The 26,963-nt window shown below is 68.9% G+C and carries 25 protein-coding genes; 15 read left to right on the forward strand and 10 right to left on the reverse strand.

Annotated elements, in window-relative coordinates:
• Positions 1–265: 265 nt before the first annotated feature.
• Positions 266–766: a transposase gene (locus ACFSXZ_RS01730; RefSeq protein ID WP_378260481.1), complete on the forward strand. Its 501-nt coding sequence runs from the start codon at positions 266–268 to the stop codon at positions 764–766.
• Positions 767–913: 147 nt separating this feature from the next.
• Here ACFSXZ_RS01730 and ACFSXZ_RS01735 read toward each other — a convergent pair whose 3' ends face one another.
• From ACFSXZ_RS01735 to metX, 3 genes are read right to left on the reverse strand one after another with little or no spacing between them, the layout of a single operon-like run.
• Positions 914–1,396, reverse strand: coding sequence for a CoA-binding protein (locus tag ACFSXZ_RS01735; protein ID WP_378260483.1), 483 nt, complete (start codon positions 1,394–1,396; stop codon positions 914–916).
• Positions 1,393–2,724: an O-acetylhomoserine aminocarboxypropyltransferase/cysteine synthase family protein gene (locus ACFSXZ_RS01740; protein WP_378260485.1), complete on the reverse strand. Its 1,332-nt coding sequence runs from the start codon at positions 2,722–2,724 to the stop codon at positions 1,393–1,395. Before ACFSXZ_RS01740 ends, ACFSXZ_RS01735 begins: the two co-directional genes overlap by 4 nt.
• Positions 2,725–2,743: 19 nt before the next feature.
• Complete coding sequence (gene metX, locus ACFSXZ_RS01745; protein ID WP_378260487.1) at positions 2,744–3,943, reverse strand: homoserine O-acetyltransferase MetX; 1,200 nt, start codon at positions 3,941–3,943, stop codon at positions 2,744–2,746.
• Positions 3,944–4,079: 136 nt separating this feature from the next.
• Between metX and ACFSXZ_RS01750 the strand changes: the two genes are divergently transcribed.
• The 4 genes from ACFSXZ_RS01750 to ACFSXZ_RS01765 all read left to right on the forward strand — a co-directional run bounded on the left by ACFSXZ_RS01750 (position 4,080) and on the right by ACFSXZ_RS01765 (position 7,820).
• Positions 4,080–4,637 carry an OsmC family protein gene (locus ACFSXZ_RS01750; RefSeq protein WP_378260489.1) on the forward strand — a complete coding sequence of 186 codons (558 nt, stop codon included), beginning with the start codon at positions 4,080–4,082 and terminating at the stop codon, positions 4,635–4,637.
• Positions 4,638–4,655: 18 nt separating this feature from the next.
• The gene (locus ACFSXZ_RS01755; protein ID WP_378260491.1) at positions 4,656–5,906 is read left to right on the forward strand and encodes an NAD(P)-binding domain-containing protein; all 1,251 of its coding nucleotides are present in this window, start codon (positions 4,656–4,658) and stop codon (positions 5,904–5,906) included.
• Positions 5,907–6,006: 100 nt separating this feature from the next.
• Positions 6,007–6,501: an OsmC family protein gene (locus ACFSXZ_RS01760; protein WP_378260493.1), complete on the forward strand. Its 495-nt coding sequence runs from the start codon at positions 6,007–6,009 to the stop codon at positions 6,499–6,501.
• Between the two features lie 74 nt (positions 6,502–6,575).
• The gene (locus ACFSXZ_RS01765) at positions 6,576–7,820 is read left to right on the forward strand and encodes an FAD-binding protein (protein ID WP_378260495.1); all 1,245 of its coding nucleotides are present in this window, start codon (positions 6,576–6,578) and stop codon (positions 7,818–7,820) included.
• Here ACFSXZ_RS01765 and ACFSXZ_RS01770 read toward each other — a convergent pair.
• Positions 7,817–8,767: a DMT family transporter gene (locus ACFSXZ_RS01770; RefSeq protein WP_378260497.1), complete on the reverse strand. Its 951-nt coding sequence runs from the start codon at positions 8,765–8,767 to the stop codon at positions 7,817–7,819. The genes ACFSXZ_RS01765 and ACFSXZ_RS01770 overlap by 4 nt on opposite strands.
• Before the next feature lie 431 nt (positions 8,768–9,198).
• Between ACFSXZ_RS01770 and ACFSXZ_RS01775 the strand changes: the two genes are divergently transcribed.
• Genes ACFSXZ_RS01775 through ACFSXZ_RS01805 form a run of 7 tightly spaced genes read left to right on the forward strand, consistent with a single transcriptional unit; the run spans position 9,199 to position 15,875 of the window.
• Entirely contained in the window at positions 9,199–10,254 is a 1,056-nt protein-coding gene (locus tag ACFSXZ_RS01775) for a ketoacyl-ACP synthase III family protein (RefSeq protein ID WP_378260499.1), read from the forward strand.
• Positions 10,255–10,264: 10 nt separating this feature from the next.
• On the forward strand, positions 10,265–11,392 hold the full coding sequence (locus ACFSXZ_RS01780; protein ID WP_378260501.1) for an acyl-CoA dehydrogenase family protein: 1,128 nt from the start codon (positions 10,265–10,267) through the stop codon (positions 11,390–11,392).
• Positions 11,389–12,843 (forward strand): AMP-binding protein, encoded by a 1,455-nt coding sequence (locus tag ACFSXZ_RS01785; RefSeq protein WP_378260502.1) that lies wholly within the window; start codon positions 11,389–11,391, stop codon positions 12,841–12,843. The genes ACFSXZ_RS01780 and ACFSXZ_RS01785 overlap by 4 nt, the downstream gene beginning before the upstream one ends.
• Entirely contained in the window at positions 12,840–13,568 is a 729-nt protein-coding gene (locus tag ACFSXZ_RS01790) for a class I SAM-dependent methyltransferase (protein WP_378260504.1), read from the forward strand. The genes ACFSXZ_RS01785 and ACFSXZ_RS01790 overlap by 4 nt, the downstream gene beginning before the upstream one ends.
• Complete coding sequence (locus ACFSXZ_RS01795; protein WP_378260506.1) at positions 13,565–13,843, forward strand: acyl carrier protein; 279 nt, start codon at positions 13,565–13,567, stop codon at positions 13,841–13,843. The genes ACFSXZ_RS01790 and ACFSXZ_RS01795 overlap by 4 nt, the downstream gene beginning before the upstream one ends.
• Positions 13,844–13,854: 11 nt before the next feature.
• Positions 13,855–15,204, forward strand: a complete 1,350-nt coding sequence (locus ACFSXZ_RS01800; RefSeq protein ID WP_378260508.1) for an NAD(P)/FAD-dependent oxidoreductase — start codon at positions 13,855–13,857, stop codon at positions 15,202–15,204.
• The gene (locus tag ACFSXZ_RS01805) at positions 15,201–15,875 is read left to right on the forward strand and encodes an HAD family hydrolase (protein WP_378260510.1); all 675 of its coding nucleotides are present in this window, start codon (positions 15,201–15,203) and stop codon (positions 15,873–15,875) included. The genes ACFSXZ_RS01800 and ACFSXZ_RS01805 overlap by 4 nt, the downstream gene beginning before the upstream one ends.
• Here ACFSXZ_RS01805 and ACFSXZ_RS01810 read toward each other — a convergent pair.
• Both ACFSXZ_RS01810 and ACFSXZ_RS01815 read right to left on the reverse strand, forming a co-directional pair.
• Positions 15,847–16,869, reverse strand: a complete 1,023-nt coding sequence (locus ACFSXZ_RS01810) for a ketopantoate reductase family protein (protein WP_378260512.1) — start codon at positions 16,867–16,869, stop codon at positions 15,847–15,849. The two genes, ACFSXZ_RS01805 and ACFSXZ_RS01810, sit on opposite strands and share 29 nt — an antisense overlap.
• A 238-nt stretch (positions 16,870–17,107) precedes the next feature.
• Positions 17,108–17,308, reverse strand: coding sequence for a hypothetical protein (locus ACFSXZ_RS01815; protein WP_378260514.1), 201 nt, complete (start codon positions 17,306–17,308; stop codon positions 17,108–17,110).
• Between the two features lie 280 nt (positions 17,309–17,588).
• Here ACFSXZ_RS01815 and ACFSXZ_RS01820 point away from each other — a divergent pair, with 280 nt between their 5' ends.
• Positions 17,589–17,984, forward strand: coding sequence for a YchJ family protein (locus ACFSXZ_RS01820; RefSeq protein WP_378260516.1), 396 nt, complete (start codon positions 17,589–17,591; stop codon positions 17,982–17,984).
• A gap of 3 nt (positions 17,985–17,987) precedes the next feature.
• Here ACFSXZ_RS01820 and ACFSXZ_RS01825 read toward each other — a convergent pair whose 3' ends face one another.
• Positions 17,988–18,593: a hypothetical protein gene (locus ACFSXZ_RS01825; RefSeq protein WP_378260518.1), complete on the reverse strand. Its 606-nt coding sequence runs from the start codon at positions 18,591–18,593 to the stop codon at positions 17,988–17,990.
• Between the two features lie 55 nt (positions 18,594–18,648).
• Positions 18,649–19,134 carry a DUF6924 domain-containing protein gene (locus tag ACFSXZ_RS01830; RefSeq protein ID WP_378260520.1) on the reverse strand — a complete coding sequence of 162 codons (486 nt, stop codon included), beginning with the start codon at positions 19,132–19,134 and terminating at the stop codon, positions 18,649–18,651.
• Positions 19,135–19,310: 176 nt separating this feature from the next.
• Between ACFSXZ_RS01830 and ACFSXZ_RS01835 the strand changes: the two genes are divergently transcribed.
• Complete coding sequence (locus ACFSXZ_RS01835; protein ID WP_378260522.1) at positions 19,311–20,807, forward strand: FAD-dependent oxidoreductase; 1,497 nt, start codon at positions 19,311–19,313, stop codon at positions 20,805–20,807.
• 1 nt (position 20,808) lies between these two features.
• Here ACFSXZ_RS01835 and ACFSXZ_RS01840 read toward each other — a convergent pair whose 3' ends face one another.
• A complete protein-coding gene (locus ACFSXZ_RS01840) occupies positions 20,809–22,314 on the reverse strand; it encodes an FAD-dependent oxidoreductase (protein ID WP_378260524.1) in 1,506 nt (501 codons plus the stop codon).
• A 44-nt stretch (positions 22,315–22,358) separates the two neighbouring features.
• Positions 22,359–23,549: an SGNH/GDSL hydrolase family protein gene (locus tag ACFSXZ_RS01845; protein WP_378260526.1), complete on the reverse strand. Its 1,191-nt coding sequence runs from the start codon at positions 23,547–23,549 to the stop codon at positions 22,359–22,361.
• A 155-nt stretch (positions 23,550–23,704) separates the two neighbouring features.
• Between ACFSXZ_RS01845 and ACFSXZ_RS01850 the strand changes: the two genes are divergently transcribed.
• Positions 23,705–26,953: an AfsR/SARP family transcriptional regulator gene (locus ACFSXZ_RS01850; RefSeq protein ID WP_378260528.1), complete on the forward strand. Its 3,249-nt coding sequence runs from the start codon at positions 23,705–23,707 to the stop codon at positions 26,951–26,953.
• The last annotated feature ends 10 nt before the right edge of the window (positions 26,954–26,963 follow it).

Raw genomic sequence — 26,963 nt, forward strand, 5'->3', positions numbered from 1 at the left:
CAGCCGCTCCACGAACCCCGCACACTCGAACCGGACGAGGACGAGTCCACCGGAGAACAGTCCATAATAGACAATCAGCTCGAGTGCGAGGCGCGGTTCGATGACCATGATGCTGGTGACAAGTCTCCGCAATCATACCCTCGGCCCAACCCCGAAGAACCACCACCGTTCTGATAGGGGATGTCTCTGTAGTGCCGCGCCACGGCAGGTTGGGCAGCGCACGAAGACGTGGAAGCGCAGTCGTGACCCGAATTTCGCCGCCAAGATGGCGCGCATCCTGGACCTGTATGACTATCCGCCTCGTGATGGTCGCGGGATCTGTGTTGACGAGTTCGGGCCCTTGAACCTGCAACCCCGTCCAGCTCGCGGCTGGTTCCGGCGCGGTCAGCCGACCCGGCTGCGCGCGACCTACAACCGGAAGGCCGGGGTGCGGCAGATGTTGGCCGGGCTGGATCTGGCGTCGGGGCAGGTGTTCTGCCGGTTCCGTGACCGTAGACGCTGGCCGCAGTTCCTCGACTTCTGCGAACAGTTGCGCCGCGGCGTCCCCACCGGGACGCTCTACCTGATCTGCGACAACTACGGTCCGCATGGCAAGGCCAAGGTCACCGACTGGTGCGCCGACCACGGGATCGAACTGGTCTACACGCCGAGCAAGAAGTCGCAATCGCGAGCTACCTACGGGGCGCAACCGGCATTGCCACCCCAAGCGCCACTTCGCGGCCGGCTCCAAATCCGCCTCCCGAATTACCTACCCAACGTTGCGTGACACAGCATTTGGGCCTGTCCTGGCGTGCTCCTGCTACCAGCCCATGTCGCGCGCGACCTCGGCCTGAGCCATGTCGACCTGCTCCCGCGTGACGCCGGGGACGTCTGTCTCCTGTTCACCATGGGGAAGCAGATCCGCCACCATGCGCTACTGGAGCCCTGCGCGGACCGAGGTGATGCGTTCGGTGTTGAAGCCGAGCCAGTGCATGCGGCCGACATACCGTGCGTGCTCGACCTTGATGCAACGGTCCATGACCACGCTCACGCCGCCGTCTTCCGCTATGCGGCCGCCGTCGGGGTTGATCACGCCGAACTGGCACCAGAGGGCACCGGCACCGATCCGCACCGCCTGCTCGGCGATCTCGACGAGGGCGTCCGGCGCGCGGAAGACGTTGACGATGTCCACCGGCTCGGGCACGTCGAGCAGGCTCGCGTAGCTGGTCTCGCCGAGGATCTCGGTGGCGCGGGGGTTCACCGGGATCACGCGGTAACCGTGGCGTTTCAGGTAGTAGCCGACGAAATAGCTGGCCCGCAACTCGTTGTTCGACAGGCCCACGATCGCGATCGTCTTCGCGGTGTTGAGTATCCGCTGGATTTCCAGCGGGTCCTGGTAGCGCGTCAGGTCCGTCATATCGTTTCCTTCTCCACGGTGGCGGCGACGTGGGCGAAGCCTTGTTCGAGGTCCCAGATCAGATCATCGACCGACTCGGTGCCGACCGACAGCCGCACGGTGCCGGGGCCGACCCCGGCCGCGCGGAGTTCGTCGTCGGACAGCTGGCGATGCGTGGTGCTGCCGGGGTGGATGACCAGGCTCTTGGCGTCTCCGACGTTGGCCAGGTGGGACCAGAGCGTCAGGCCGCGGATGAGTGCCTGCCCGCCCGCACGCCCGCCCGCGACGTCGAACGAGAACACCGCGCCCGCCCCTCGGGGCAGGTATTTCTCGACCAGCGGCCGGTACCGGCTCGTGGGAAGGCCGGGAAAGGTCACTCTCGACGCCAGGTCGTGTGCGTCGAGGAATTCCGCGATCTTTCGCGCGTTTTCGACGTGCCGTTCCATCCGCAGCGACAGGGTTTCGAGTCCCTGCAGGAAAAGGAAGGCATTGAACGGCGAGAGCGCGCCACCGAGGTCGCGCAGGGTTTCGGCGCGCAGTTTCATCAGATAACCGTAGGTACCGAACGTCTCGTGGAACCGCAGGCCGTGGTAGGCCGGCGACGGCTCCGCGACCACCGGGAACCGGCCGTTCGACCAGTCGAACGTCCCGGCTTCGGCGACCACACCGCCGATGCTCGTGCCGTGGCCGCCGATGAACTTGGTGGCCGAGTGGACCACGATGTCGGCGCCCCACTCGATCGGACGGCACAGATACGGCGTGGCGAAGGTGCTGTCGACGACGAGCGGGATCCCGTGCTCGTGCGCGATGGACGCCACCGCCTCGATGTCGAGCACGTTTCCGCCGGGGTTGCCGATGGTCTCCGCGAAGAACACCTTCGTCTCGGCGCGCACCGCCTGCTTCCACGCGTCGATGTCGTCCGGGTCGACCCAGGTCAGCTCGACATTCATCTTGCGCAGCAGGTGCTTGAGCTGGTTCACCGTCCCGCCGTAGAGCGCCGATGACGACACCACGTGGTCACCGGGCCGGAGAATGGTGAACAGTGCCGCCGCCTGCGCGGCGATACCGCTGGCGAACGCGACCGCGCCCGCCGCGCCCTCCAGGTTCGCGACGCGCTCCTCGAAGACCGCGACGGTCGGGTTCATGATGCGGGAATAGGTGTTCCCGTACTCCTGCAGGTTGAAATAGGCCGCGGCGGACTCGGGGTCCTCGAACACGTAACTGGTCGTCTGGAAGACCGGCACGGCGCGGGCGCCCGTATTGGGGTCGGGCCGCTGCCCGGCGTGCAGTTGCCGGGTCTCGAAACCGAACTCGTGGTCCGCCTCGGCACGCGGGAAATCGTCGGGCACCGCTACCTCTTCCTCGACCTCATCCGCGGGCGAGGAACCCGTGGACGATCGGCGTCTGTCGTTCTTCTTCCAGCAGGAAGCAGTCGTGGCCGTACGGCGCGTCGATCACGTGCAGTTCGGACGGACTGCCGAGAGCGCGAAGCGCGTCGTGGATTTCCTGCGAACCCGCCGGTGGATAAAGCCAGTCCGAGCTGAACGCGATGAGCAGCGTGCGCGCCGAAACGCTTTCGAGCGCGCGGGTGAGGGAGCCATCGCCGTACTGCCGCGCGAGGTCGAAATAGGTCAGCGCGCGCGACATCGTGAGATAGGTGTTGGCGTCGAAGCGTTTGACGAACGAATCGGCCTGATGACGGAGATAGTTCTCCACCTCGAACTCGGGTTCGGTGATGGTGTACCGGATGTCGTCGGCGAACTGCAGCCGGCGGCCGAACTTGTCGTGCAGAGCCGGCGCCGAGAGGTAGGTGATGTGGCCGACCATCCGTGCCACGCCCATGCCGGCGTCGGGGGAGCGGCCCGTCCCGTAGTACCGGCCTTCCTGCCAGGCCGGGTCGCGGAGGATCGCCTCGCGGGCGATCGCGTTCCACGCCATGCCCTGGGGATGAAGCGCGTGAGTGCTGGCGATCACCACGATGGAGTCGACCTGGCCGGGATAGAGAATGGCCCACTCGAGTGCCTGCATCCCACCCAGTGAGCCGCCCGCCACCGCGGCGAGCCGCTCGATGCCCAGCGCGTCGAGAAAGGCACGTTCCGTCCGGACCATGTCCGCGACCGTGATCACCGGGAAATCCGGACCGTAGGGCTCTCCGGTCGCGGGGTCGATCGACGAGGGCCCCGTGGTGCCACGGCAGCCGCCGAGCAGATTCGTGGAGACGACGAAGAAACGATCGGTGTCGAACGCCTTGCCAGGGCCGATCATCCCGTCCCACCAGCCGAGCGCCCCGCCGGCCGCGCCGTCACGGTCCTCCGCGCCGAACCCGTCCCGCGTGCTCGCGTCGGGCTGGACGGCCGAGAAACCGGCCGCGTGCGCGTCACCGCTGAGCGCGTGGCACACCAGAATGACGTTGTCACGCTGGGGGGAGAGGGTGCCGTAGGTCTCGTAGGCGACGCGGACCGAACGGAGTTCCCGCCCGCAATCGAGCCGCACCGGATCCGGCAGGTCGACGTGGCGCGTTTCCACGCTGCCGACCGAACCGGCCTTCAACGTCGACACGGGCACCATGGCCGCATCATATCCATCCCGGCACCTCCGGCGACCGGGATGACGTCGCGTTTCGCATGGTGAGACACGGGCCGACTCCCCGGTAGGGTCGTTTTCCAGCTTGTGGTGAACTCAACAGATCAGGGAGGACTGTCGCATGACGACGATCGACAGCATCGACAACGGGGTCAACGTCCAGGCGCTGCTCGACGCGCGCGAGGCACTCAAGAGCGCGCCCGAGGCGGCCCAGTTCACCTGGCGTTCCACCACGCGGTGGGAGAACGGTGTGCACACCACCTCGACGGTCAAGGACTTCGCCGGGCTCGGCGCCGAGCAGAGCCACAAGGCCGAGCACGAGTTCGTGGCGGACCACCCGGAGGTCTTCGCGGCCGAGGACCACGGCATCACGCCGATCGAGTACCTGCTCGTCGGCCTGGGAAGCTGCCTGACCGCGGGTGTCGCGTCCGTCGCGCAGAACCGTGGCATCCAGCTCCGCTCGGTCGAGGCGACCGTGGAGGGCGTGCACGACATCCGCGGCATCCTCGGTGCCGACAGCGACGTCCGTAACGGCTACAACGGTATCAAGGTGACGTTCACCATCGACGCGGACGCGTCCAAAGAGGACATCGAAGCGCTGGTCGCCCAGTCGCAGAAGCGCTCGGCCGTGTTCGACGCGCTGACCAACCCCACCGATGTCACCGTCGAAGTCGCCTGAGACCGGCTCGGACCAGCGTTGAGGGACCAAGTCACCACAGTTGTCATCGGCGCGGGCCACGCGGGCCTGACGGCGAGCCACTTCCTCGGCGCACGAGGCATCGACCACGTCGTGCTGGAGCGTGGGGAAGTGGCGAATTCCTGGCGGCGGGAACGCTGGGACTCGCTACGGCTGCTCACCCCCAACTGGCAGAGCCGGCTTCCGGGCCACCACTACCGTGGCCCGGACCCCGACGGCTACATGACCATGGGGGAAGTGGTCGAGTTCATCGATCGTTTCGCCGCGCTCTCCCGCGCTCCCGTCCGCACCGGCACGAACGTCACGTCGGTCCGGCGCACCGACGACGGTTACCGGGTGATCACCGATCACGGCGAAATCGGTTGCCGCACAGTGGTCATCGCCAGTGGTGCGTGCAACAGACCGGTTGTGCCGAAGCTCAGCGAGGCGGTGCCGGACGGTGTCGTGCAGATCACGCCGTTCGACTACAACGGCCCCGGCCGGCTTCCCGATGGTGGCGTGCTCGTCGTCGGCGCTTCGGCGACGGGTGTTCAGCTGGCGGCCGAAATCCGGCGATCGGGCCGGCCGGTCACACTGTCCACAGGGGAGCATGTCCGGATGCCCCGGATGTACCGTGGACGCGACGTGCTGTGGTGGATGGACGCGACGGGCGTGTGGGATCAGCGATACGACGAGGTGCCCGACCTCACCAGAGCGCGGCGGCTGGGGTCACCGCAGCTCGCCGGAACCCCTGACCGCACGACGCTCGACATCAACGCGCTCACCGCCATGGGCGTCGAACTGGTCGGCCGCTCGGCGGCCGTGCGGGACGGCCGGCTGTTGTTCTCCGGCGGGCTCCGCAACGTCATCTCGCTCGCGGACCTCAAGATGGACCGCCTGCTCAGCACCTTCGACGAGTGGGCCAGAACGTCCGGTAAGGACAGTGACGTCAAGCCTGGAGAACGCTTCGAGCCCACACGGGTGCCCGCGTCGACGCGTTTGGGGATCGACCTGGGCACCGGCGAAATCCGGACCATTGTGTGGGCGACGGGTTTCAAACCGGACTACTCGTGGCTCGACGTTCCCGTGACCGACGAGAAGGGCCGTCTCGAGCACGACGGTGGCATCGTCGACAGCCCCGGAATGTTCGCGCTGGGGCTGCCCGTGCTCCGGCGGCGCAAGTCCACGTTCATCCATGGCATCGAAGACGACGCCCGCGAGGTGATCGACCACCTCGCGCGCTACCTTGCCTCTTCCGGTCGAGTCGCTTGACTATCCACAATGGACTGTTCTCGGATTGTGGGAGTGCTCGCCCGCGACCGTGCCGTGGTCCAGACTTCTGATCACCAGAGAGTCCAGTTTGGAGAGTCAGATGTCTCTTTCCCAGGTGATCGAAGCGAGCAGCGAAGCGTTCGCGGGTGAGCCCGCCGCCGCGGCGGTGTCCTTCAGCGTCCAGCACGCTTTGGTCCCGAAGACCGCGACTGTGGTGGAAGTCAACGTCCGGGACCACGCGTTCTCGGTCGACGAGCCCGCCGCGCTGGGCGGAACCGACACCGCCGCGAACCCGGTCGAGTACGCGCTCGCCTCGCTCGGCTCGTGCCAGGTGATCACCTACCAGTTCTGGGCGGCCAAGCTCGGCATCCCGCTGGAATCGGTGAAGGTGACCGTGGACGGCGACCTCGACCTGCACGGCTTTTTCGGCTTGAAGGACACCCGGCCCGGTTTCACCGGCGTCCGGGTCACCGTGGAGCTGGGTGGGCCCGCGTCGGCCGAGGCCTACGAGGAGCTCAGGCGCAAGGTCGACGAGCACTGCCCGGTACTCGATCTCTTCCGCAACCCGACCCCGACGACAACCACCGTCGCCTGACCGTGCGCTCGTGAGTGCTGTTCCGCCGCGCCTGTCAGACTCGGGTGAGGATCTCCGATCACTCTGGAGCGCACATGGCGAGGACAGGTGTCCCGGCGGTCAACTGGGCAGGCAACGTCACTTTCGGCGCGGAGCGGGTGTACCGGCCGGAATCGGTCGACGAGGTGCGCGGGATCGTCGCGGGCAGCCGTCGCGTCCGGGCGCTCGGCAGCGGTCACTCCTTCAACCGGGTGGCCGACACCGAGCACGATCTCGTGCGGCTGGACCGGCTGCGGCCCACGGCCGAGATCGATCCGGACGCGGCGACCGTGACGGTGGCGGGCGGTATGCGCTACGCCGACCTGGTCTTTCCGCTGCACCGGGCCGGGTTCGCGCTGGCGAATCTGGCTTCGTTGCCGCACATCTCGATCGCGGGGTCCTGCGCGACCGCGACCCACGGGTCGGGGGACGGCCTGCGGTGTCTGGCCGCGGCGGTGTCCGGACTGCAACTCGTCGGCCCGGAGGGCGATCTCGTCGAGGTCGGCCGCGAGACCGAGGGCTTCGCCGGTTCGGTCGTCGCGTTGGGCGCGCTGGGTGTCGTGACCAGCATGACGCTGGACATCGAGCCCGCTTACGAGATGGCGCAACGCGTCCATCTCGGGGTTCCGTTGGCCGAGGTGGCGGGCGGGATCGACGAGGTGTTCGGCGCCGCTTACAGCGTCAGCCTGTTCACCGACTGGCGCAGCGGGCACGGTGACGTCTGGCTCAAGCGGCGTATCGGCGAGCCCGAGACCGGATGGGACGGCGGCCGCCGGGCGCGAGAGAAGATCCATCCGGTTCCCGGCATGCCGGTCGAGGCGAGCACCGAGCAGTTGGACGTCGTCGGGCCGTGGCACGAAAGGCTGCCGCACTTCCGGCCCGAACTGCAGCCGGGACCGGGTGACGAACTCCAGTCGGAGTTCTTCCTGCCCCGAGCGGCGGCCCCGGAGGCGTTCGCCGCCATCCGCGAAGTCGGCGAACTCGTCGCGCCGGTCCTTCACATCGCCGAAGTGCGCACGGTGCGCGGTGACGACCTGTGGCTCAGCCCGGCCTATCGGCGGGACACCGTCGCCTTCCATTTCACCTGGATCGGTGACATCCAGGCCGTACAGCCGGCCCTTGCCGCGGTCGAACAGCGGCTGGTGCCGCTGGGCAGCCGTCCGCACTGGGGCAAGCTGACCACCTTGACGCCATCGGAGACGATCGGGCATTACGAACGCGCCGGTGACTTCGAGCGGTTGCTGCGCGAGCACGATCCCGAGGGGAAGTTCCGCAACGCTTTCGTAGACGAGCTTTTCTAGCCCTGACCATCCCTCGCGGATCGCTCGCCTGCCCGCACGTCCGCCGATTCCGCCGCGCCGGGCCGGGGAATGAGCGGCCTCCGGCAACTCGAACCCGTGCGTGCCAAGAGAACGACACCGGCGACGGCGATCAGCGCGGCCGGGGTCCAGATGGCGGCATGCCCGGGTTCGAGCCGTTCGCCGAGGAGCAGGCGAGCGGCGGGGATGGCGGCGAGCGGGTCGAGCACCGTCAGCGCCGGCAACGACCAGGCGAGCGCACCGCGTGAGTAGGCCAGCTGACTGCCGAACTGCGCCGTCGCCGCGACGGCGATCGCGGCCGCGACCAGCAGCCAGAACAGTCCGCTGGTGACCGCGTGCGGGGCACGGCCCGCGGCCTTGAACGCGGCCGAAATCAGCACGGCGGCGCAGCCCGCCGCGATGCCACCGCACACCCCGCACGTCACCGCGCTGACGGGTCCGCCGCGGGTCCGTGCGGCCAGCGCGACCAAGAGGCCGACCCCGGCGACCACGCTCAGGACCACGACCGGAGCGGGAAGATGGTCCGCTCGCCCCGACGCCGGTCGCGCCGCGGACAGGAACAGGGCCAGCCCGCCGACGGTGCACAACGCGCCGAGCAGTTCACCACCGCCGGGCAGGCAGCGGTCCCGCACGGCCCGGATGCCGAGCGCGATCACCAGAGCCCCGGCGAGCAACGGCTGGACGATCGAGACCGGCGCCAACGCCAGCGCGGCCACCTGCACCAGACTTCCCGAGATCGTGGTGGCCTGCCCGGCGAGCCAGACCGGGCGCCGCGCCAGAGCGCGCAGGTCGATGCCGCGCTCCGGCCCGCCGGAGGACAAAGCCCGGTGCTGCAGGACCGATCCCGCCGCGAACAACACCGCCGCGCCGACCGCGAGCGTCGTACCGGCGGCGAAGTCGCCGACACCGGCCAGATGAGGTGCACGCACGCTGGGGACTTCCCCGGACTCCGCCCGTCAAACCCGTTTCGGCGTCGGCCGATCGGGCCGAGGGACCCGGTGTCGTCACCGGCCCGGCTGGTCCAGACCGGTGCCGCGGACCGGGTGCGCGATTTGCGCCCGGTCGGCGAATGGACGGGTTCGTGTGCCCGATCCGGAAAAACCGGGCAGATTTTTCTGTGCTTTCGTGCACAAGTCGTCATATTTCTGGAAGCGGCGACTCTCCAGACGAGATGTTGATATGCGGCGCTCACGGTGCGCGGCGGATCGTTCGTGTCCGTCGTATCACCGGAACGACCGGGTGTCACATTGCCGGTGTCCCGATTCGAATTCCGCCAAATGGGTCAACTCCGACCGTCGAAATAGCCGATTCGTTTCTGTGTTCTTCCCGTGCAGCCGCGAACCAGGAAGCGGGGACGTGAATGAAAACTCCCGATGTGCTCATCAGCGGCTTGGGCGCGTTTCTGCCGGAGCGGGTGCCCATCGGCTGGGCGGTCGACCGGGGACTGATCGAGCGCGAGGCGGCCGAGCGGTACGGGATCACGAGCGTCACGGTCGCCGGTGAGATCCCGGCGCCCGAGATGGCGGTCCGAGCGTGCCGGGAAGCGCTCGAGCGGGCAGGTCAGGACCCGGTGGCGCTCAGCCTCGTGCTCTATGTCAGCGTCTGGTACCAGGGCCCGCACGGGTGGTGTCCGCAGTACTACGTCCAGCGGCACACGGGCGCGGGCAAGGCCACGGCGGCCGAGGTCCGGCAGGGTTGCATGGGGATGTTCTCCGCGCTGGAACTGGCCGCGAGCCACCTCCTGGCGTCGGACGAGCACGAAGCCGCGCTGGTGACCTCCGGTGACAATTTCACCTCGCCACTGTTGGAGCGCTGGCGGTTCAGCCCGCATTTCGTCATGGGCGACGCGGGCTGCGCGATCGTCCTCAGCCGGCGGAGCGGTTTCGCCCGGCTCAAGTCGATCAACGCGGTCACCCTTCCCGAATACGAGACCATGCATCGCGGGCCGGAACCGCTGTATCCACCCGGCGCCACGCTGCCGGGCAAGCTCGACTTCGGCGACAGCAAACAGCGATGGCTGACCGGGCCCGACCGGGACCCGGCGGGGGCGCTGAAGTTGGTGGCAGCGCAGGACGAACTGGTCACCCGCACCCTCGGCGAAGCCGGTGTCGCGCTGGAGGACATCACCCGGGTCGCCTACGCCAACGGATCGCGAGAACGCGTCGAGGGGCGCGCCATGGTGCCGCTCGGCCTGCCGATGTCCCTTTCCACCTGGGAGCAGGGCCGGACCGTCGGCCACATCGGCGCCAGTGACCAGGTCGTCGCGCTCGAACAGCTTCTGGCGGCCGGCGATCTGGGAAAGGGAGACCATTTCCTGATGCTGGGGGTGGGCCCCGGGCTTACCATCGCGTGCGCCGTCGTCGAGATCGTCGAGACCCCGCATTGGGCCGGCGTGCCGGTCCGAGCGGCCGGGTGAGGCGGTCCTCGTGGACTTCACCTGGAGCGACGAGCAAATCCGGCGATATGAGCGTGTCCTGGCCGCGGCCCGGGAGATTCCCCCCGACCAGGGTGGGGAGAGGTTTCGCGAGGCATGGAAGCGGCTTGCCGCGATGGGACTGCTCGACGCGGCCGTTCCCGTGGAACACAACGGTTCCGGGCTCGGGGCGCTCGACACGGCAAGGATCTATGAGGCGGCGGGCGAAGGGTGTCCCGACACCGGCCTGCTCTTCGCCGCCGGTGCGCATCTTTTCGCCTGCGTCCGGCCGGTGGTGGAGTTCGCGGCGCCAGGGCTTGGCCGGGAACTGCTGCCCGGCCTGTGTTCCGGCGAGCTTGTCGCGGGCAACGCGATGACGGAGCCGGAGGCCGGGTCGGACGTCTCCCGGCTGTCCACCAAGGCTCGCCGGGTCGGCGGCGGGTACATCCTTGACGGAGTAAAGAGTTTCGTCAGCAACGGTCCGGTCGCCGATCTGTATGTCACCTACGCGACCACGGACCCGAAGGCCGGATATTTCGGCGTGACGGCGTTCGTGGTGGACCGGGACTCGCCGGGTCTGGTCGCGGGGCCGCCGATGGACAAGGCGGGCCTGACCTCCTGTCCCGCCGGTCCGGTCACCTTCCGCGAATGTTTCGTACCGGAGGAACGGGTCCTCGGCAGCCCCGGCCAGGGCAATCCGATCTTCCAGCTCTCGATGCGATGGGAACGGGCCTGCCTGTTCGCGTTGTACCTGGGGCAGCAGCAGCGGCTCGTGGAGCGGTGCGCGCGGCACGCCCGCGAACGGCGGCAGTTCGGAAAGCGCCTCGCCGACCTGCAGCCGGTCGCCGACCGGCTGGCAGACATGAAATTGCGCCTGGAAGGCGGCCGGCTACTGCTCTACCGGGCCTGCGCCGAGATCGACAGCGGCCGGGATCCCTCGCTGTGGGTCTCGATGGCGAAACTGGCCGTTTCGGAGGCCGCGGTCGCCACCGCCCTCGATGCCGCACGGATCTTCGGTGGCCGTGGCTACCTGAAGGAATACGGGATCGAGGCGGCGGTGCGTGACGCCCTGCCCGCGACGACGTTCTCCGGCACGTCCGACATCCAGCGCCGGCTGATCGCCAGGGGGATGGGATTGTGAGTCTTCATCACCTCGTGACCGGCTGGGCCCGGCGGACCCCGGACGCTCTCGCGGTGTCCGATATGGACACCGCATTCACCTACCGCGAGCTGGACCAGCGCGCGAACGACTACGTCACCGCGTTGCGCGGCCGTGGTGTCCGTGCGGGCGACCGTGTCCTCGTCTGGACCGCCAAGACCGTGGAAGCCGTCGCCCTCGCTCAGGCGGTCCTGCGGATCGGCGCGATCCAGGTGCCCGTCGCCCGCGGAAATCCGCGCGAGCGAGTGAGCCGGATCGCCGCGGACGCCGAACCGGCACTGATCGTCACCGATCACGACGACCCCTTCCCGGACGCCAAGTCGGTCACCCGTGCCGCCCTGCTGGACGAGGCGGAACCGGGGGCGATCCCGGAGCACGATCCCGTACGGCTGTCCGACCCCGCGTACATCCTGTACACCTCGGGATCCACGGGGAAGCCGAAAGGTGTCTGTGTGAGCCATGGCAGCGCGCTCGCCTTCGTGGAATGGGCTTCCGGCGAGCTGGGACTCACCGGTGCGGACCGGCTCGCCAACCACGCGCCGTTCAGCTTCGACCTTTCGGTTTTCGACCTTTACGCCGCGTTCCATGCCGGCGCGTCCGTGCACCTCATCGGGGAGACCCTGGCCCATGCGGCCGAACAACTGGTGGACTTCATCCTCGGCCGCGCGATCACCGTCTGGTATTCGGTGCCCTCGGCCTTGATCCTCATGACCGAGTACGGGGATCTGCTCGGCCGAGGTCCCGGTGCCCTTCGTGCGTGTGTGTTCGCGGGGGAGACCTACCCGCTGAAACAGTTGCAAAGTCTCCGGCGAGCATGGCCCGGCGTCCGCATGCTCAACTGGTATGGCCCGACCGAGACCAATGTGTGCACCTCCTACGAGGTCACCGCCGCGGACCTGACCCGCACCACGCCCATCCCGATCGGCTCACCGGTGGCCGGCGATCGCGTCACGGTGGACGACGGCGAAATCGTGGTCGACGGCCCCACGGTCATGATCGGCTACTGGGGCGCCGAACCCCTGCAGGGTCCCTACCGCACCGGCGATCTCGGCCGCTACGACGCCGATGGCCTGCTGGAATACCGGGGCAGGCGGGACAACCTGGCCAAGGTCCGGGGTTACCGGGTCGAACCGGCGGAAGTGGATGCCGCGCTCGTCACGCACGAAGGAGTTCGCGACGCGGTCGTGCTGGTCCTCGGAAACGGATTGCAGGCCAGGCTTCACGCTTTCGTCGTCGCGGAGCCTGGCGCCGAGCCCGGCCTGATCGACCTCAAGCGCCATTGCGCGGCGCGGCTGCCGTCATACCTGAACATCGACGCCCTGCACCTGATCGACGGGTTTCCCCGCACGGGCAACGGAAAAGTCGATCGTGTCGCACTTGGCGACCTGGTCTCCCCGGGAGACCGCACAGCGCGGGGGAGTGCGCGCGCATGACCGAGACGGCCTGGAACGAATTCTGGACCACGCTGCCGCCCGAACCCGGAGCGGCGCTGTGGGACTCCTCGCCCGAGTTGACCGCCGAGCGGCATCTTTCCCTGTTCCGCGGCTATTTCGAGCCAAGCCTGCCGCTGGTCGATGCCGGCTGCGGCAACGGCAGGCAGACACAGCGGCTGGCGCGGGATTTCCCGCGGGTCGTCGGGATCGACCTCGCCGAGGCGGCGGTGGCGCTGGCGAGCCGGACCTGCCCCGCCCCCAACCTGACCTACCGGTGCGCCGATCTGCTCGATCGGCGAACAGCGACGGCGTTGCACGCGGAATTCGGTGACGTCAACGTCTACGTCCGCGGGGTTCTCCACCAACTGCCCATGCCGGCGCGCGGCGTGATGCTGGCCGCGATCAGGGTGTTGCTGGGCGACTCCGGGCATGTGTTCGCCCATGAGCTGACCGACCGTACCGCGTGGTTCCTTCAGGAGTTGTTCGCCACCGGAGTGTCGCTGCCCAAGGCGGCCGGATTGGTCACGCACTTCGGCTTCGGCGCGCGTGCCGCCCCCGCACAGACGAGAGAACTGCCGCACCTGTTCGAGCGGAACGGTTTCGCCGTGGTCGCCGAAGGAGACATTCCCTTGTATACCACCGAAGAGCATCCGGACGGGCGGCCTTTGCGCCTGCCCACAAGCTATGTCGTTTGCCGTGCCGTTGCCGAGAAGGAGGACTCATGACCGGCCTGGATCGTACGAAGCTGGTGGAGGAATTGCTCCGATACACCAGGGAGGAACTGGAAACCGGCTTGCCCCCCGAGCGCATCACCCCGGACAGCCCGCTGCTCGAGTGGGGAGTGCTGGACTCGGTCCGCACCGCCCGGCTGCTGGCGCACCTTCGCGACGACCTCGGTACCAGGGTGCCGCCCACGCACATGACCGCCCAGCACTTCGCCACCCTGCGGGCCGTCGCGGACCTGGTCCTGAGCCTGCAAGAGCAGACCACTGCCCGGTGAACGGAGCGCGGATGAGTCACGACTACGACATCGGTGTCATCGGTGGCGGCCCGGCCGGCTCGACCGCCGCGTCCTATCTCGCCAAGGCGGGCCTTTCGGTCGCCGTGTTCGAAAGCAAGCTGTTCCCGCGCGAGCACGTGGGCGAGTCGCTGGTGCCGGCGACCACGCCGGTCCTGCTCGACATCGGGGCCATGGACAAGATCGAGGCCGCGGGGTTTCCGCGCAAGTACGGCGCGGCGTGGACCTCGGCCCGGGCGGACGGGGTCGACCCGCTCGGCTTCCAGGTGCACGATCACGGCCTGGGCGCGGCCGACGTGTTGTTCAACGAACGGGACCAACTCGGGGTGGACCGCGACTACACCTTCCACGTCGATCGGGGCAAGTTCGATCTGATCCTGCTCAAGCACGCGGAAAGCCTGGGCGCGAAGGTGTTCTCCGGGGTGCGGGTGCGCGAAGTGGACTTCGCCGACCCCGGCAGGCCCGTCCTGCGGATCGGGATCGGCCCGGTGACCACGGAGGTGGGCGTGCGCATGGTCGTCGATGCCAGCGGGCGCGAGACGATGCTGGGACGGCAGCTCAAGGTCAAGGTCCCCGACCCGGTGTTCAACCAGTACGCCGTGCACAGCTGGTTCGGCGGACTGGACCGCGAAGCCCTGGCGAACGACAGGAACCAGGCGGAATACATCTTCATTCATTTCCTGCCGATCAGCGATTCCTGGGTATGGCAGATCCCGATCACGGACACGATCACGTCGGTGGGGGTGGTGACGCAGAAAGCGCGGTTCAAGGAGAACAAGGACGATCTCGAAGGGTTCTTCTGGGAATCGGTGGGCAGCAGGCCCGCACTCTTCGACGCGCTGAAGAACGCCGAACGCGTCCGCCCCTTCAAGGCGGAGGGCGACTACAGCTACGGCATGCGGAAGGTGTGCGACGACGGAATGGTGATGATCGGCGACGCCGCCCGGTTCGTCGACCCGATCTTCTCCAGTGGGGTGAGCGTCGCGATGAACAGCGCTCGCCTGGCCTGCGCCGACATCATCGCCGCGGCGGAAGCGGGCGACTTCCGGGCGGACCGCTTCGCCGGCTACGTCACCAAACTCCGGCGCGGGGTGTCCAACTGGTATGAATTCATCTCCATCTATTATCGCCTGAACATCCTGTTCACCGCTTTCGTGCAGGATCCCCGGTATCGCATCGATGTGCTGAAGATGCTGCAGGGCGACGTCTACGACGACCAAGAACCCCAAGCCCTGGTGGCGATGCGGGAGTTCGTCAAGACGGTGGAAGACGATCCGGGCCACCTGTGGCACGGCCTGCTCGGAAATCTCAAGGTGTCGCCCGATTCGAAGGCACTGTTTTGACGCTGGAGTGGGCGGTCCTGTTCGACTTGGACGGCACCCTCGTCGACACCGAAGGACTTCTCCGCGAAGCCCAGCTCTCGGTGCTGGGGGAGTTGGGCGTTCCCGCCTCGGCGGTGCCGTTCGACGAGTTGCGCGGGCAGGGCGTCGCGGAGAACCTGGCCCGGCTCTGCGCACTGACTTCCTCACCGATAGAACCGCACGAACTGTATGCCCGCGTACAGCGGCGACTGCTGACCCGGCTGCGTGCGGGGGTCGACCCGCTGCCCGGAGCCGACGACCTGTTGTCGGCGCTGCGGCGGGAACGCGTTCCTTGCGCGCTGGTGTCCTCGTCCTACCGGGCGGTGATCGACGTTGTGGTGCCGTCACTGGCGAGGGCGATGTTCACGGTCACCATCGCGGGCGACGAAGTCGAGCATCCCAAACCCCACTCCGAGCCGTACCGCGTCGCCGCGGCCCGGCTCGGAGTGCCGCCGGGGCGATGTGTGGTCATCGAGGACTCATCCGCCGGGATTCGTTCCGGGCTTTCCGCCGGATGCGTGGTGGTCGCCGTCGCACCCGCTCGGGAATCGGTGGCGCTGACGGTGGACGGCCTGTCCGAGCTCACCGTCGAAAGGCTCCGGCGACTTGCCGGAGCATCAGAACTCACTCCTCCAGCGAGAGGGCCTGGCTAGCGGCCCTGTCCTCCTGAGGTGGGGGCGGAACAGCGTGGACCCGTCCCTCACGGGCGAAGTTCGGTTCGGCCGCTTCCAGTCGCGGCACCGAGATGCCCAACCGTCGTGCTTCGGCCAGGGTGTCCCGGCAGACCTCGCGCGGCTCCTCGGCGTCGGGGTCGGAGTGCGCCGCGAAATTCGCGCGAACCGGCGGGATATGAGCGGTCAGCCAGGCGAGTACGGGGGCCATCAGCCAGGTGGGCGCCCGGAACAGCGCCACACCGCCCCGGTGACGTCGCAGGTCGATGCCGCGCGCCTGGACGAGCGGCAGTAGTTCGCGCCCGGTCAGCAGCGCCTCGCGGAAGTCGCTCGTCGACCCGGCCAGCTTGGACAGGGAACCCAGCCGCAGGCCCTGCGAGAACAGGCCCGCATCCGACACGAAATGAACCCACAGCCAGCCGCGGAAGTCGGGCTGCTCCTTGATCCGGAGCCCGGCCTCGCGAAACGCCTGGCGCACGGCCCGTTCCCGGTCGGCCGGGGGGCGGCCGAGGGTGCCGAAGACGACCGACGGCAGCAGCCCCCCACGGAGCACGCCGTCCGCGCCGAAACCGCCACCGGCCTGGGGAAAGCCCCAGGAGACCCGGTCGAGAGGGAGGGCGCCGATCGCGGCGAGCGGCTCGGCCCAGAGATTGCCGAAAACCAGCACCGTGGCCCGGCCGACACGCGGAGTCAGGAAGGCCGTCGCCTCCGCGAGACGATGGTGCCCCACGCTCAGCACGATCAGGTCGAAGTCGTGGTCCGGCTCCAGTTCCTCGCGGCAGCGCACCGGCCACTTCTGGACGACGCGCTGCCCCCACACCCTGCGCCGCAGATCGAACAGGTCGAGGTCCACCGCGTCGCCGTACTCCGCGGCGCGGCCCGGGCGGACGTAGAACTCGACGTCGTGTCCGGTCCGTTCGAGAGCCCAGCCGTAGATGGTGGCGATCACGCCCCGGCCGAACATCAGGATCTTCAAGTCACACCTCGGGGTAGAGTCGATTTGGAGGTCATCTCCACTTCCAAAATATGGAGATCATCTCCAATTGTCAACTGGCCGCGCGGTGGGCTGGATTCGCGACCACTACCCGCGGCCCTTCCGCGTCACAGTTGCCGCGAGTACCGGCGCCAGTTCGGTGCCCCGCCGAGTCAGGACGCCGCACGGCCGCGCGGGCGAAACGGCGCGTGAACGGTTCCGGAACCGGCACGCCCTCGCATCACAGGTACCGCCGCGCCACCACTTCCGGATACTCCATCGGGCGTCCATTGTGGACAGACCGGGCCAGCCGGAGGTACTGCGCGTGCGTCCAGGCCAGCGGGGTCGCCGAAGCGGTGGGAGTGCCGGGCCGCCGTCGCGGGTACGGCGGATTCTCGTCCCACACCAGCAGCAGGCCGGTCGGACCGGCCGTCGCGGCCATGCCGGCCAGCCGGCCGGTGGCCGCGTGGCGGTCACCCCGGAGCAGCTCGTACTCCCCGCGCTCCCCGGCAAAGATCGGCCACGGCCGCCCGTAGGTGCGCTGGATGTCATTCTGGTTGACGTCCCACGGTTCGCCGTCGGCCTGCTCGCCGTAGCCGTCGCTAGGAAACCGGCGTCCACGACCGCCCGCTGGTCGACCTCGCCGGTGTTGTTGTTGCCCAGGTTGTAGGTCGTGGTACCGCCTTCGCGGTGTCCACAGTGGACAGCGTTAGGATCGGCCGGTGACCGACGACATCGCCGCCGGCTGCCGCTGTCCCTGCGGCTCCGGCGAAACCTATGGCACCTGCTGTGGCCCCCTGCACGCGGGCGAGCGCACGGCGGCCACCGCCGAGCAGCTCATGCGGTCCCGGTTCAGCGCTTTCGCCGTCGGTGACACGGCGTATCTCCTCGCGACGTGGCATCCCAGCACCCGGCCGAAGAATCTGGACCCCGATCCGGGACAGCGCTGGACCCGGCTGGACGTGCTCGCCACCACCGGTGGCAGCCCGTTCCACGACAGCGGCACCGTCGAGTTCCGTGCGCACTACCGTCGCGAGGGCAGACCAGGGTCGATGCACGAGCTCAGCACGTTCACCCGCGAGGACGGCGAGTGGCTCTACCTGCGGGCGGCCCAATAGCGCTCACACGCCGGCGCGTAGTCCAAGGCGTTCGAGGTGCCACCGGGCGAGTTCGGCGAGCACGTCGGGATCACGCTCACGCCAGCCGGCGGTGACGTCACCCGCGGCGGCAAGGCGCGGTAGCTTCTCGGTGGTCAAAGCGCGCAGCGCGAGCAGATCCTGTCCCGCTTCGCCGAGCCCGCGCAGCCGGGCGCCCGCGGTGGCACGACGGATGAACCGCCACCGCAGCGGCAGCCAGGTCACCAGCACGAACAGCACCGGCACGGCGATGAGGACGGTCGCGATCCAGAAGGCGAGGCTGCCGACCGCGTCGATCTGCCAGTGCCCGGCGTCGGCGAGTTTGGTGGCCGCCCCGGACCCGGTGTGCAGCGCCCCCGCGAGCGCCTTGCCGAGGAAGGGGACGTCGTCGGCATTGTTCGCGGCCGAGTCGAACGTGTGGGTCAGGCTGTCGCCCGCGTCGACCAGTCCGTCGCCGGGCGCGCGCAGTCGCATCACTTGGTCGTGCGCGGTCAAGCCGAGCCACACCGCGCCCGCGACGAGCAGAAGCGCGCACAGATCGCTGACCGCCTGCGCGGTGCGGCGGACCGGACGTTCGGCGTACAGCTTCATACGGGATCCTTTCGGCCGTGCGGGACGCGGGCAACCTACCCGGCCGCGTGCCGGGTCAGGATTCACGGTCCGGGGCCGGGAAGGACCTGTATCGCCGGCCCGGCTGGCCGAAGCTTTGCAGTGCGGCCAATGCCTGGCGCTGCTTCTCGTGAATCCGGTAGACGCCCGATTCGTCGACGGAATCGAGATAGTCGTCGAAGGTCTCGTTGTCGATCGACAGGTTGCCGACCGCCGACTGGATCGCGTCGGGCACGACCCGGAACGTCCGGCCGTTTTCCTGCCTGACGTCGATCAGCAGCAGCGAGCGTTCGGCGGAGGAGAACGTGACTTCGTCGGCGACGACGAGCACCGGGTAGCGGTTGCCCTCCGGAACCAGCGCGACCAGTTCGGGCACGGAAAGGCCCTGGTGGCCGGGATCGGCCATGACGGTCATCCAGTCGTCGCCGATCTCGTCCAGAATCGCCTGCCACGCCTCGTCATCGGTGAAGTCGGTCCGGAGGAGCGGCGAATAGTCGGTCTCGGGAAACCGGGTGGCGGTCACGCGTCCTCCAGGGCTCGATGGGAGGCCATCAGGTTACAAAATCACCTGTTGGGCGAGGAACCGGCATTTCGCCGCGAAGCCGGTGAGCGGCGCCGACGGGGGGTCGGGACCAGCGCGGCTTCCACTGGGCAAACATTTGATTGACCCCGGCAAGTGCCGCTGGTTACCAAGAACGCATGGATGAGCCGCAGCGCGAACCGGATCTCGAGAGCTACTTCGCCACCGCGACCGGACTGTTCACCGACGGCGGCCTGGCGGATCGGCCGCGTTCCCCCGCACCGGCCGAGCCGTCGGTCGCCACGATCACCGAGCCCGCCCGTGAGATCCCGGTGCACGAGGAGACCGACGTCCTCGTCGTCGGTGGTGGCCCGGCGGGCACGGCGGCGGCGGTCGCGGCAGCGCGCCTCGGGCAGCGGGTGACGCTCGTCGAGCGGTACGGGGATCTCGGCGGCCTCTCGGCGGGGGGACTGGTGATCTGGATCGACCGGATGACCGACTGGGCCGGTACGCCGGTCATCGCCGGCGTCGGTGCCGAACTGCTCGACAGGCTGCCCGAGGGAGCGCTCGCCGGGCCCGGCCCCGAATTGTGGGGATCGACCGATCCCGGCCAGGTGGCGTACTGGCGTGAGCGGCTGTCCGCCTTCCGTGACACCGTCTGCCGCTCGCCGATGATCGACCCGGAGTGGCTCAAGATCGTCTCCCACGAACTCCTTGTCCGGGAAGGCGTCCGGGTGCTTCTGCACTCCTGGGTGGTGGCCGCGGTCACCGAGGAGGACACCGTCCGCGGTGTGATCTTCGAGAGCAAGCAGGGCCGCCGGGCGATCCTCGCCAAGGTCGTCGTGGACGCCACCGGGGACCTCGATGTGATCGCGCAGGCAGGTGGTGAGTTCGAGACCGACGCCTTGAAGGACGGCACGGGCGGCAACGTGCAGCACTGCATCAACACCGCCTTCACCTGGACCGGTGTCGATATGAAGAAATGGCTGGCGTTCAAGCGGGACAACCCGGCGGCCCACCGTGCGCTGATGAACCGGGGGCGTGACCTCCTCGGCTATCTCGATACCCCGCACGTCGGCTGGCGCGACGACGTCGTGGTGTTCATGGGTCCCCGCATGTCCGGCTACAGCGGACTCGACGTCGAACACCTCAGCACGGTCGAACTGGAGTCCCGTCGGCGCATGGTCGCCCATCTGGACTTCTTCCGCCGCGAGGCGCCCGGTTTCGAAGGCGCGTGGATCATGCTCGCCGCACCGCAGATCGGCGTGCGGATGACACGTCGTCTGGCCGGCCTGCATCCCATGACGGCGGAGGAATGGCGGGCGGGGGTGCGCCACCCGGACGAGATCGGTGTTTCACCGTCTCCTTCCCAGAAGTTCCCGACGATCTCGGTGCCGTACCGGGCCCTGGTGCCCCAACGCCTGGACGGTGTGGTCGTCGGAGGCAGGCATGTGGCCAGCGACGCCACCACCCAGGCCTTCATGCGCGAGATCCCGCAGTGCTGGATGACCGGGCACGCGGCGGGAACCGCGGCGGGACTCGCCGCGCGCGGTGGTCTCCCACCCCGGGCGCTCGACGTCGGCCAGATCCGCCAAGAACTCCGTGAGCAGGGCGCCTTCCTGCACGAACGGGAACCCGCCCCGGTCACCGGCCCACCACTGTCCACAATAGACTGATTCAGGTCGCGGGCCTGCCGAACCAGCGGCCTGCGGCTCGTTCGAACGCCTCAGGGTCGGGGACGCGGTCGCCTGCCCAGGCGACGATGCCGTCGGGCCGGATCAGCACCGCGCCCAGCCCGAGGTCGTTTCCGGCCGGCCCGGCCGCATAGTGGAGCCGATTTTCCCAGCCCAGTGCCGAATCCTGGAGCGACCGGCCGCCGCCGAAGTCGAACACGACGCCTTTTCCGTTCGCCATCAGGTCGCCGAGACGGGTGCCGTCTTCGAGACGGAAGTCCGGAGCGTTGCGGCCCACCAGCGGGTGGTCACTGCCGAGGTCGTAGCGGTTGGACGATCCCGAGATCTTCTTGTGCAGGTAGGTGGTCACGTCGCGGGTCTCGATCAGGTCGTGGATCAGTTCCTGGACGGCCTGGGCATGGGGATCGGGTCTCATGACCGCCGCCTGGGCGCGTGTCCAGGCGAGTACCGCCGCGCCGATCGGGTGGCGTTCGCGGGTGTAGGTGTCGAGAAGCCCCTGCGGCGCATACCCCCGCACGGTCGCGGCGAGTTTCCAGCCCAGGTTCATGGCGTCACCGAGGCCGAGGTTGAGTCCTTGCGCGCCAAGGGGAGAGTGAATGTGAGCGGCGTCGCCCGCGAGGAAGACCCGCCCCTGCCGGTAGGTCGTCGTCTGCATCGCCCGGTCGGTGAAGCTCGAGGCGAGGTGGATTTCGCTGAGCGTCACGTCGGAGCCGGAGACACGGCGCAGGACCGCTTGGAGGTGTTCGCGAGTCGGCCGCTGTGAGCGATCGAACGCGCCACCGTCACACTCCAGCATGCCGACGTACTTTTCGGCGGGCCGGAGGTACATGCCCGTCGGCGTCAGGTTGAACCCGGGCCGCAGCTTTTCGGGATCGGCGATGGTGGCGAGCACGACGTAACCGGTGAACTGTGGCTCGGTCCCGACGAAGTCGAAGCCCGCGAGGCGGCGCACCGTGCTGCGTCCGCCATCGCAGCCGACGAGCCAGCGCGCCGCGTACTCCCGCTCACCGGCTCGCACCGTCACGCCCTCTTCGTCCTGGACGAACCCTGAGACCGCGACACCGCGCCTGACTTCCACACCAAGCGTGGCTGCCTGTCCGGACAGCACCGTCTCGACCGCTTCGAGGTTCGTCATCATGGCTTCCGTTGCGGGGCCGGGAAGCCGGAACGGCAGCGCGGCGGTGTCGACCTTGGCCGGATCGAGCATCATGCCGGCGAAATGGCCCACGCCCCGGGGAGAAGACAGCTCCTCCGTGCCGGGATCGTGGTCGACGCCCGACTCTTTCCACAGCGAGCGCAGCATCCCGCGCCGGTAGAACGCTTCGACCGAGGCCGCGGACAAGCCACGCATGCCGAGCGGGTCCGCCTTCCACGGGGACCTGGCTTCCGGTTCCCGCTCGAGGACCAGGACAGAGCAGCCCGCGAGACCGAGTTCGCAGGCAAGGAAAAGACCGACCGGGCCCGCACCCGCTATCACTACGTCATGCATGAGAAATCCCCTTTCGAACAATGATGGACGAGGTCGTGGGCGTGTCACTCGAACAGCGACAGGTCAATGGAGCCGGCCAGGGCGCGGTAGCCCGCGTCGCTGCCGTGCACGTCACCGGCGTGGAAGCCGTCCTTGATCCGGCGCGGGTCGGCCGGGTCGCGCCAGACGGCGTCGAAGTCCAGCACCCCGTCGAAGGCGCCGCTGGTGCGGATCCAGGTGTTGACCACCTGACGCGCGCTTTCACCTTCCGGCGCGAACATGTCGTCGTTTTCGTACGGAGTCAGCGTGGCGGCGTAGATCTTCACCCCGTGTCCGTGCGCCCGGGCGATCAGCTGGCCGTAGCCCGCGATGATGTCCTCCGCGGTGATCGGAGAGCCGGGGAACGTCTTCAGGAATTCGGCCAGGGGACCGTCGTCTTCACGCGGGGCGAAGGAGACGGCGATATCGCCGAGACCTTCGGACACGATGACATAACCGAGGCCCGGCGTCGCCAGCACATCGCGGTCGAACCGGGCCAGCGTCGAGACGCCGAACCCGTCGTTCAGCATTCGGTTGCCGCTGATGCCCTGATTGGAGACATGGACGGCAGCCCCGCCGTGCTCGATGAGCCGCTCGGCCAGACGGTCCGTCCAACGTCGGTTGGTATCCGGTGTCGAACCGAAGCCGTCGGTGAGCGAGTCGCCCACCGCGACGATGGTCTTGGCCGGGCCCTCGGGAATCACCTCCACCGCGGAGAGGAAAGCCTGGAGCGGCAGGGATGTGGCATGGGCCGGGCGGCCGGGGATGGCTACCGCATTTCCGGGAACAGTCCAGCAGGTCTGGACCCCCATGCCGTGACAGGTGCAGGTTTTCACCGGTTCCGGCAGGTAGAGGCTGAGGGACAGCTGGGCAAGCGGGGGCAAACGCAAGTCCACCGGATCGCTGAGCATCGGTGCACCCGGAGGGACGGTGACTGTCGGTCTGCCGTCGAAGGTCAGCACGCGGTCGCTGCCCGGCCGTACCCCGCCGGCGGGTGCCGCGAGACCGACCCGCGCGGCACCGATGGTCAGACCCGCGGTGCCGTACTCGTTGGTGAAGCGGATGCGGACTCGGCGTCCGCCACCGCTGATGCGTACCTCTTGGCGCAGTGTCACGTCGGCGAACGGCTCGAGCCCGGCGATCGCCGCGTCGGGCAGTTGAGGTGAAGCGCCCCAGGTGCGGACCCAGCGGTCAGCCGCGTGGTGGGCGGTCGTCATCGGCCCCTCCGTTGTCCGTTGTCGCGTTCCGCCGGAAGACCGGCGTTTTCTTCAGTCACACAGGGAGCTTGACGACGACCGCTCACACGCTGCGCACACGGCGCTGACACGGGTCCTGATGCGGGCGCCAAGGGTTCGTGCGCGAAAATCGGGGAATGCACGGGGGTGCGCGGCTTACCGTCACGCTGCTCGGCGCCCTTCGGGTGTCTCGCGGTGACGCCACGCTGCCCGTTCCAGGGGCGCGGTTGCAGGCGCTGGTCGTCCGGCTCGCGCTCGCCGGCGGACGCGCGGTCGACCGGGGCGTCCTCATCGACGCGATCTGGGCCGAGGACCCACCGGCCGACCCGGCTCACGCCCTGCAGGCGCTCGTCTCGCGGTTACGCCGGACCTTTGGCTCGGCCGGTGACATCACGCAACTCTCGGGTGGTTACCGGCTGAACGTGAAAGCCGCCGACGTGGACGCGCTGAGGTTCGAGCAGCTCGCCGCAACCGGCCGTGACCACCTGCGGTCCGGCGAATTCCATGCGTCGGCGACCGTGCTCACCGAGGCCGTGGCGCTGTGTGGCGAGGGCCCCGGCGCCGAGCCCGCGGTCGTCGCGGCGGTCGCGCCCGCCACCGCGACCCGGCTTTCCCATGTCTCGATCGAGGCGCTCGCGGACCTTGCCGAGGCCGAGTTGTCGCTCGGTCGTGCCGACGTGGCCGCCACCCGCCTGGCCGCCCTTCTCGCCGAGCATCCGGTCCATGAGCGCGCGGCCGCGCTGCTCATGGACGCGCTTGCCGACCAGGGCCGCCAGGCCGAAGCCGTTGTCCTCTACGAACGGGTTCGCGAGGCCCTGGCGGATCTCCTGGGCACCGACCCCGGCTCCGCCCTGCGTGAGCGCCACCTGCGCCTGCTGCGCGCCGAACGGACCGTTCGGGTCCCCGACCCGGCCCAGGTCCGGCCGGGTAACCTGCCCGCGCCGCTGACCAGCTTCATCGGCCGTGACGACGACCTCGCGCGGATCACCACGTTGCTGGGCGCCGGCCGCTTGGTGACCGTGCTCGGCCCCGGTGGTGCCGGCAAGACACGTCTCGCCGTCGAGGCCGCCCGCCGCCATCTTCCCGGCTACCGCGACGGCGCCTGGATGATCGATCTCGCGTCGGTCACCGAGCCCGCCAAGGTCGGCGCCGCGCTGCTGGCCGCGATCGGGCTGCGCGGCTCGGCGCTGTTCGAGGCTCCGGCCAAACCGCGCGGTGACCCGGCCGACGAACTGAGCGTGCTGGCGGACCAGCTGAGCGGCCGGGAAACCCTGCTCGTGGTGGACAATTGCGAGCATCTGATCGATGCCGTGGCGCAGCTGATTTCGGCACTGCTGGCGCGTTGCGGCGAATTACGGGTGCTGGCCACCAGCCGGGAGCCGCTGGCCATCGACGGCGAAGCGCTGGTCCCGCTCGGTCCGCTCGGCCTGCCCGAGCCGGACGCGGACGCCGAGCAGGCCCGCCGTGTGCCGTCGGTGCGCCTGTTCGCCGAGCGCGCGGCGGCGGTGCGGCCCGGATTCGACATCGACATGCGCACCCTCAGTGAGGTGATCCGCATTGTCCGCGGCCTGGACGGCATGCCCCTCGCGCTCGAACTGGCCGCCGTCCGCCTGCGCACGCTCTCGCTGGCCGAGTTGGCCGCCGGGCTCTCCGACCGGTTCCGCCTGCTCACCAGTGGCAGCCGGACCGCGTTTCCCCGTCACCGCACGCTGCGCGCGGTCATCGCCTGGAGCTGGGACCTCCTCAGCGAGGACGAACGCACGGTCGCGGAACGGATCGCGGCCCTGCCCGGCGGCATCACGCCTGCCTCGGCCACCGCGGTCTGTGCCGGTACGGCGGTGCCGTCCGGCGGGATCCGGGAGTTGCTCGCGGACCTGGTCGACCGGTCGTTGCTGCAGCTCTCGCCGGACACCGGCCGGTACCGGATGCTGGAGACGATCCGCGAATACGGCTTGGAACGCCTGGCCGAACGAGGCGCACTGACCGGCGTGCGGGACCTGGCCGCCCGCTACTTCGCCGAACTGGTCGCACGCCATGATCCGCTACTGCGCGGTCCCGAGCAGCTCGAAGCACTTCACGTGTTGCGTGGCGAGTACGACAACGTGCTCGCCGCTCTGCGCCACCTCTGCGACACCGGCGACGCCGACGCCGCGATCGGGCCGGCGCTGAACCTGGCGTGGTACTGGCAGATGCTCGGGCGGCACTCCGACGCGGTCTACTGGCTCGGCGAGGTGGTCGCGCTGCCCGCTGAGCGGCCGAGCGTGGCGCGCGACATCGCCGAAGCGATGCTGTTGCTCAACACTGTCGCCCCCCAGAGCGCGCTAATGAACGACTCGACCAAGGAGGGGAGAGGGGAACTGCGAGCGCTTACCGGCCGCCTGGCGAGCCGTTCGGATTTGCCGGGTTTCAGTGGGGCTCTGACCATGGTGCGGTTGGCTGCTCTGGAGCCGGCCGAAGCGTCATCGGCGACCATCCAGCGGCTGGCCGACGGGCCGGACGCCTGGCTGGCCGGGCTGGCTCGCCTGTGCCGCGCCCAGGCCGCCGAGGCTCAGGGCCGCCTCGATCCGGTGCGCGCCGATGTGACCGCCGCGCTGGACTGCTTCGCGCGCGCGGGCGACCGCTGGGGCCAAGCCACGGCTTTGCCGCTCCGCGCGCTTTTGCGGCAATACGACGGCGACCTCGCCGGTGCGCTGGCCGACTTGACCGAGGCCAAACGGCTCGCCCGCGAGTTCGGCTCGCTCAGCCTGAGCGACGAGATCTTCATCGACCTGCGCTGGATCGATTTGCACCTGCGGCTCGGCGAGACCACGCGCGCCGCCGAGATGATCGCCACGACCCGGGAGCGCGTGTCGCGCTCGTCTTCGCCCGACATGACGATTCTGCTCGACGCGCGGGAATCCGGCCTGTGGGCGCGGACCGGGAATCTCGGCCGGGCACAGGAGTTGGTCGAGTCGGCCGAGACCGGACTGTCCCAGCAGGTCCGGTTCAGCGGTGACCACGGGCAGGCCCTGGTCGGCGCGGCGCGGGGTGCGCTCTGTCTCGAACTCGGCGATGGGCCGGGCGCCGAGGAGGCGTTGAGCCGGGCGTACGCGGCGGCGGCCGAAAGCGAGGACATGCCCGTAGTGGCGACGGTGGCGGTGACCGTCGCCGGTCTTGCCGCGCTGTACGAGCGGGACCGCGAGGTGGCGCTCCTGCTCGGAGCCGCGGCCCGTCTGCGAGGTGCCCATGACCCCACCGATCCGCAGATTCGTACTCTGAGCAGCCGTGGCCGGGCCGCGCTCGGTGACCAGTGCTTCGCCGAGGAATACGAGATCGGCTGGGGATTGGCCGTGCCGGCCGCCCTGGCCCGGGTCGATCCAGCGCTGTTGCGGCGACGAGCGTTGTAACGTCCACCGG

The sequence above is a fragment of the Amycolatopsis pigmentata genome (assembly GCF_042684065.1).
Lineage (GTDB): Bacteria > Actinomycetota > Actinomycetes > Mycobacteriales > Pseudonocardiaceae > Amycolatopsis_E > Amycolatopsis_E pigmentata.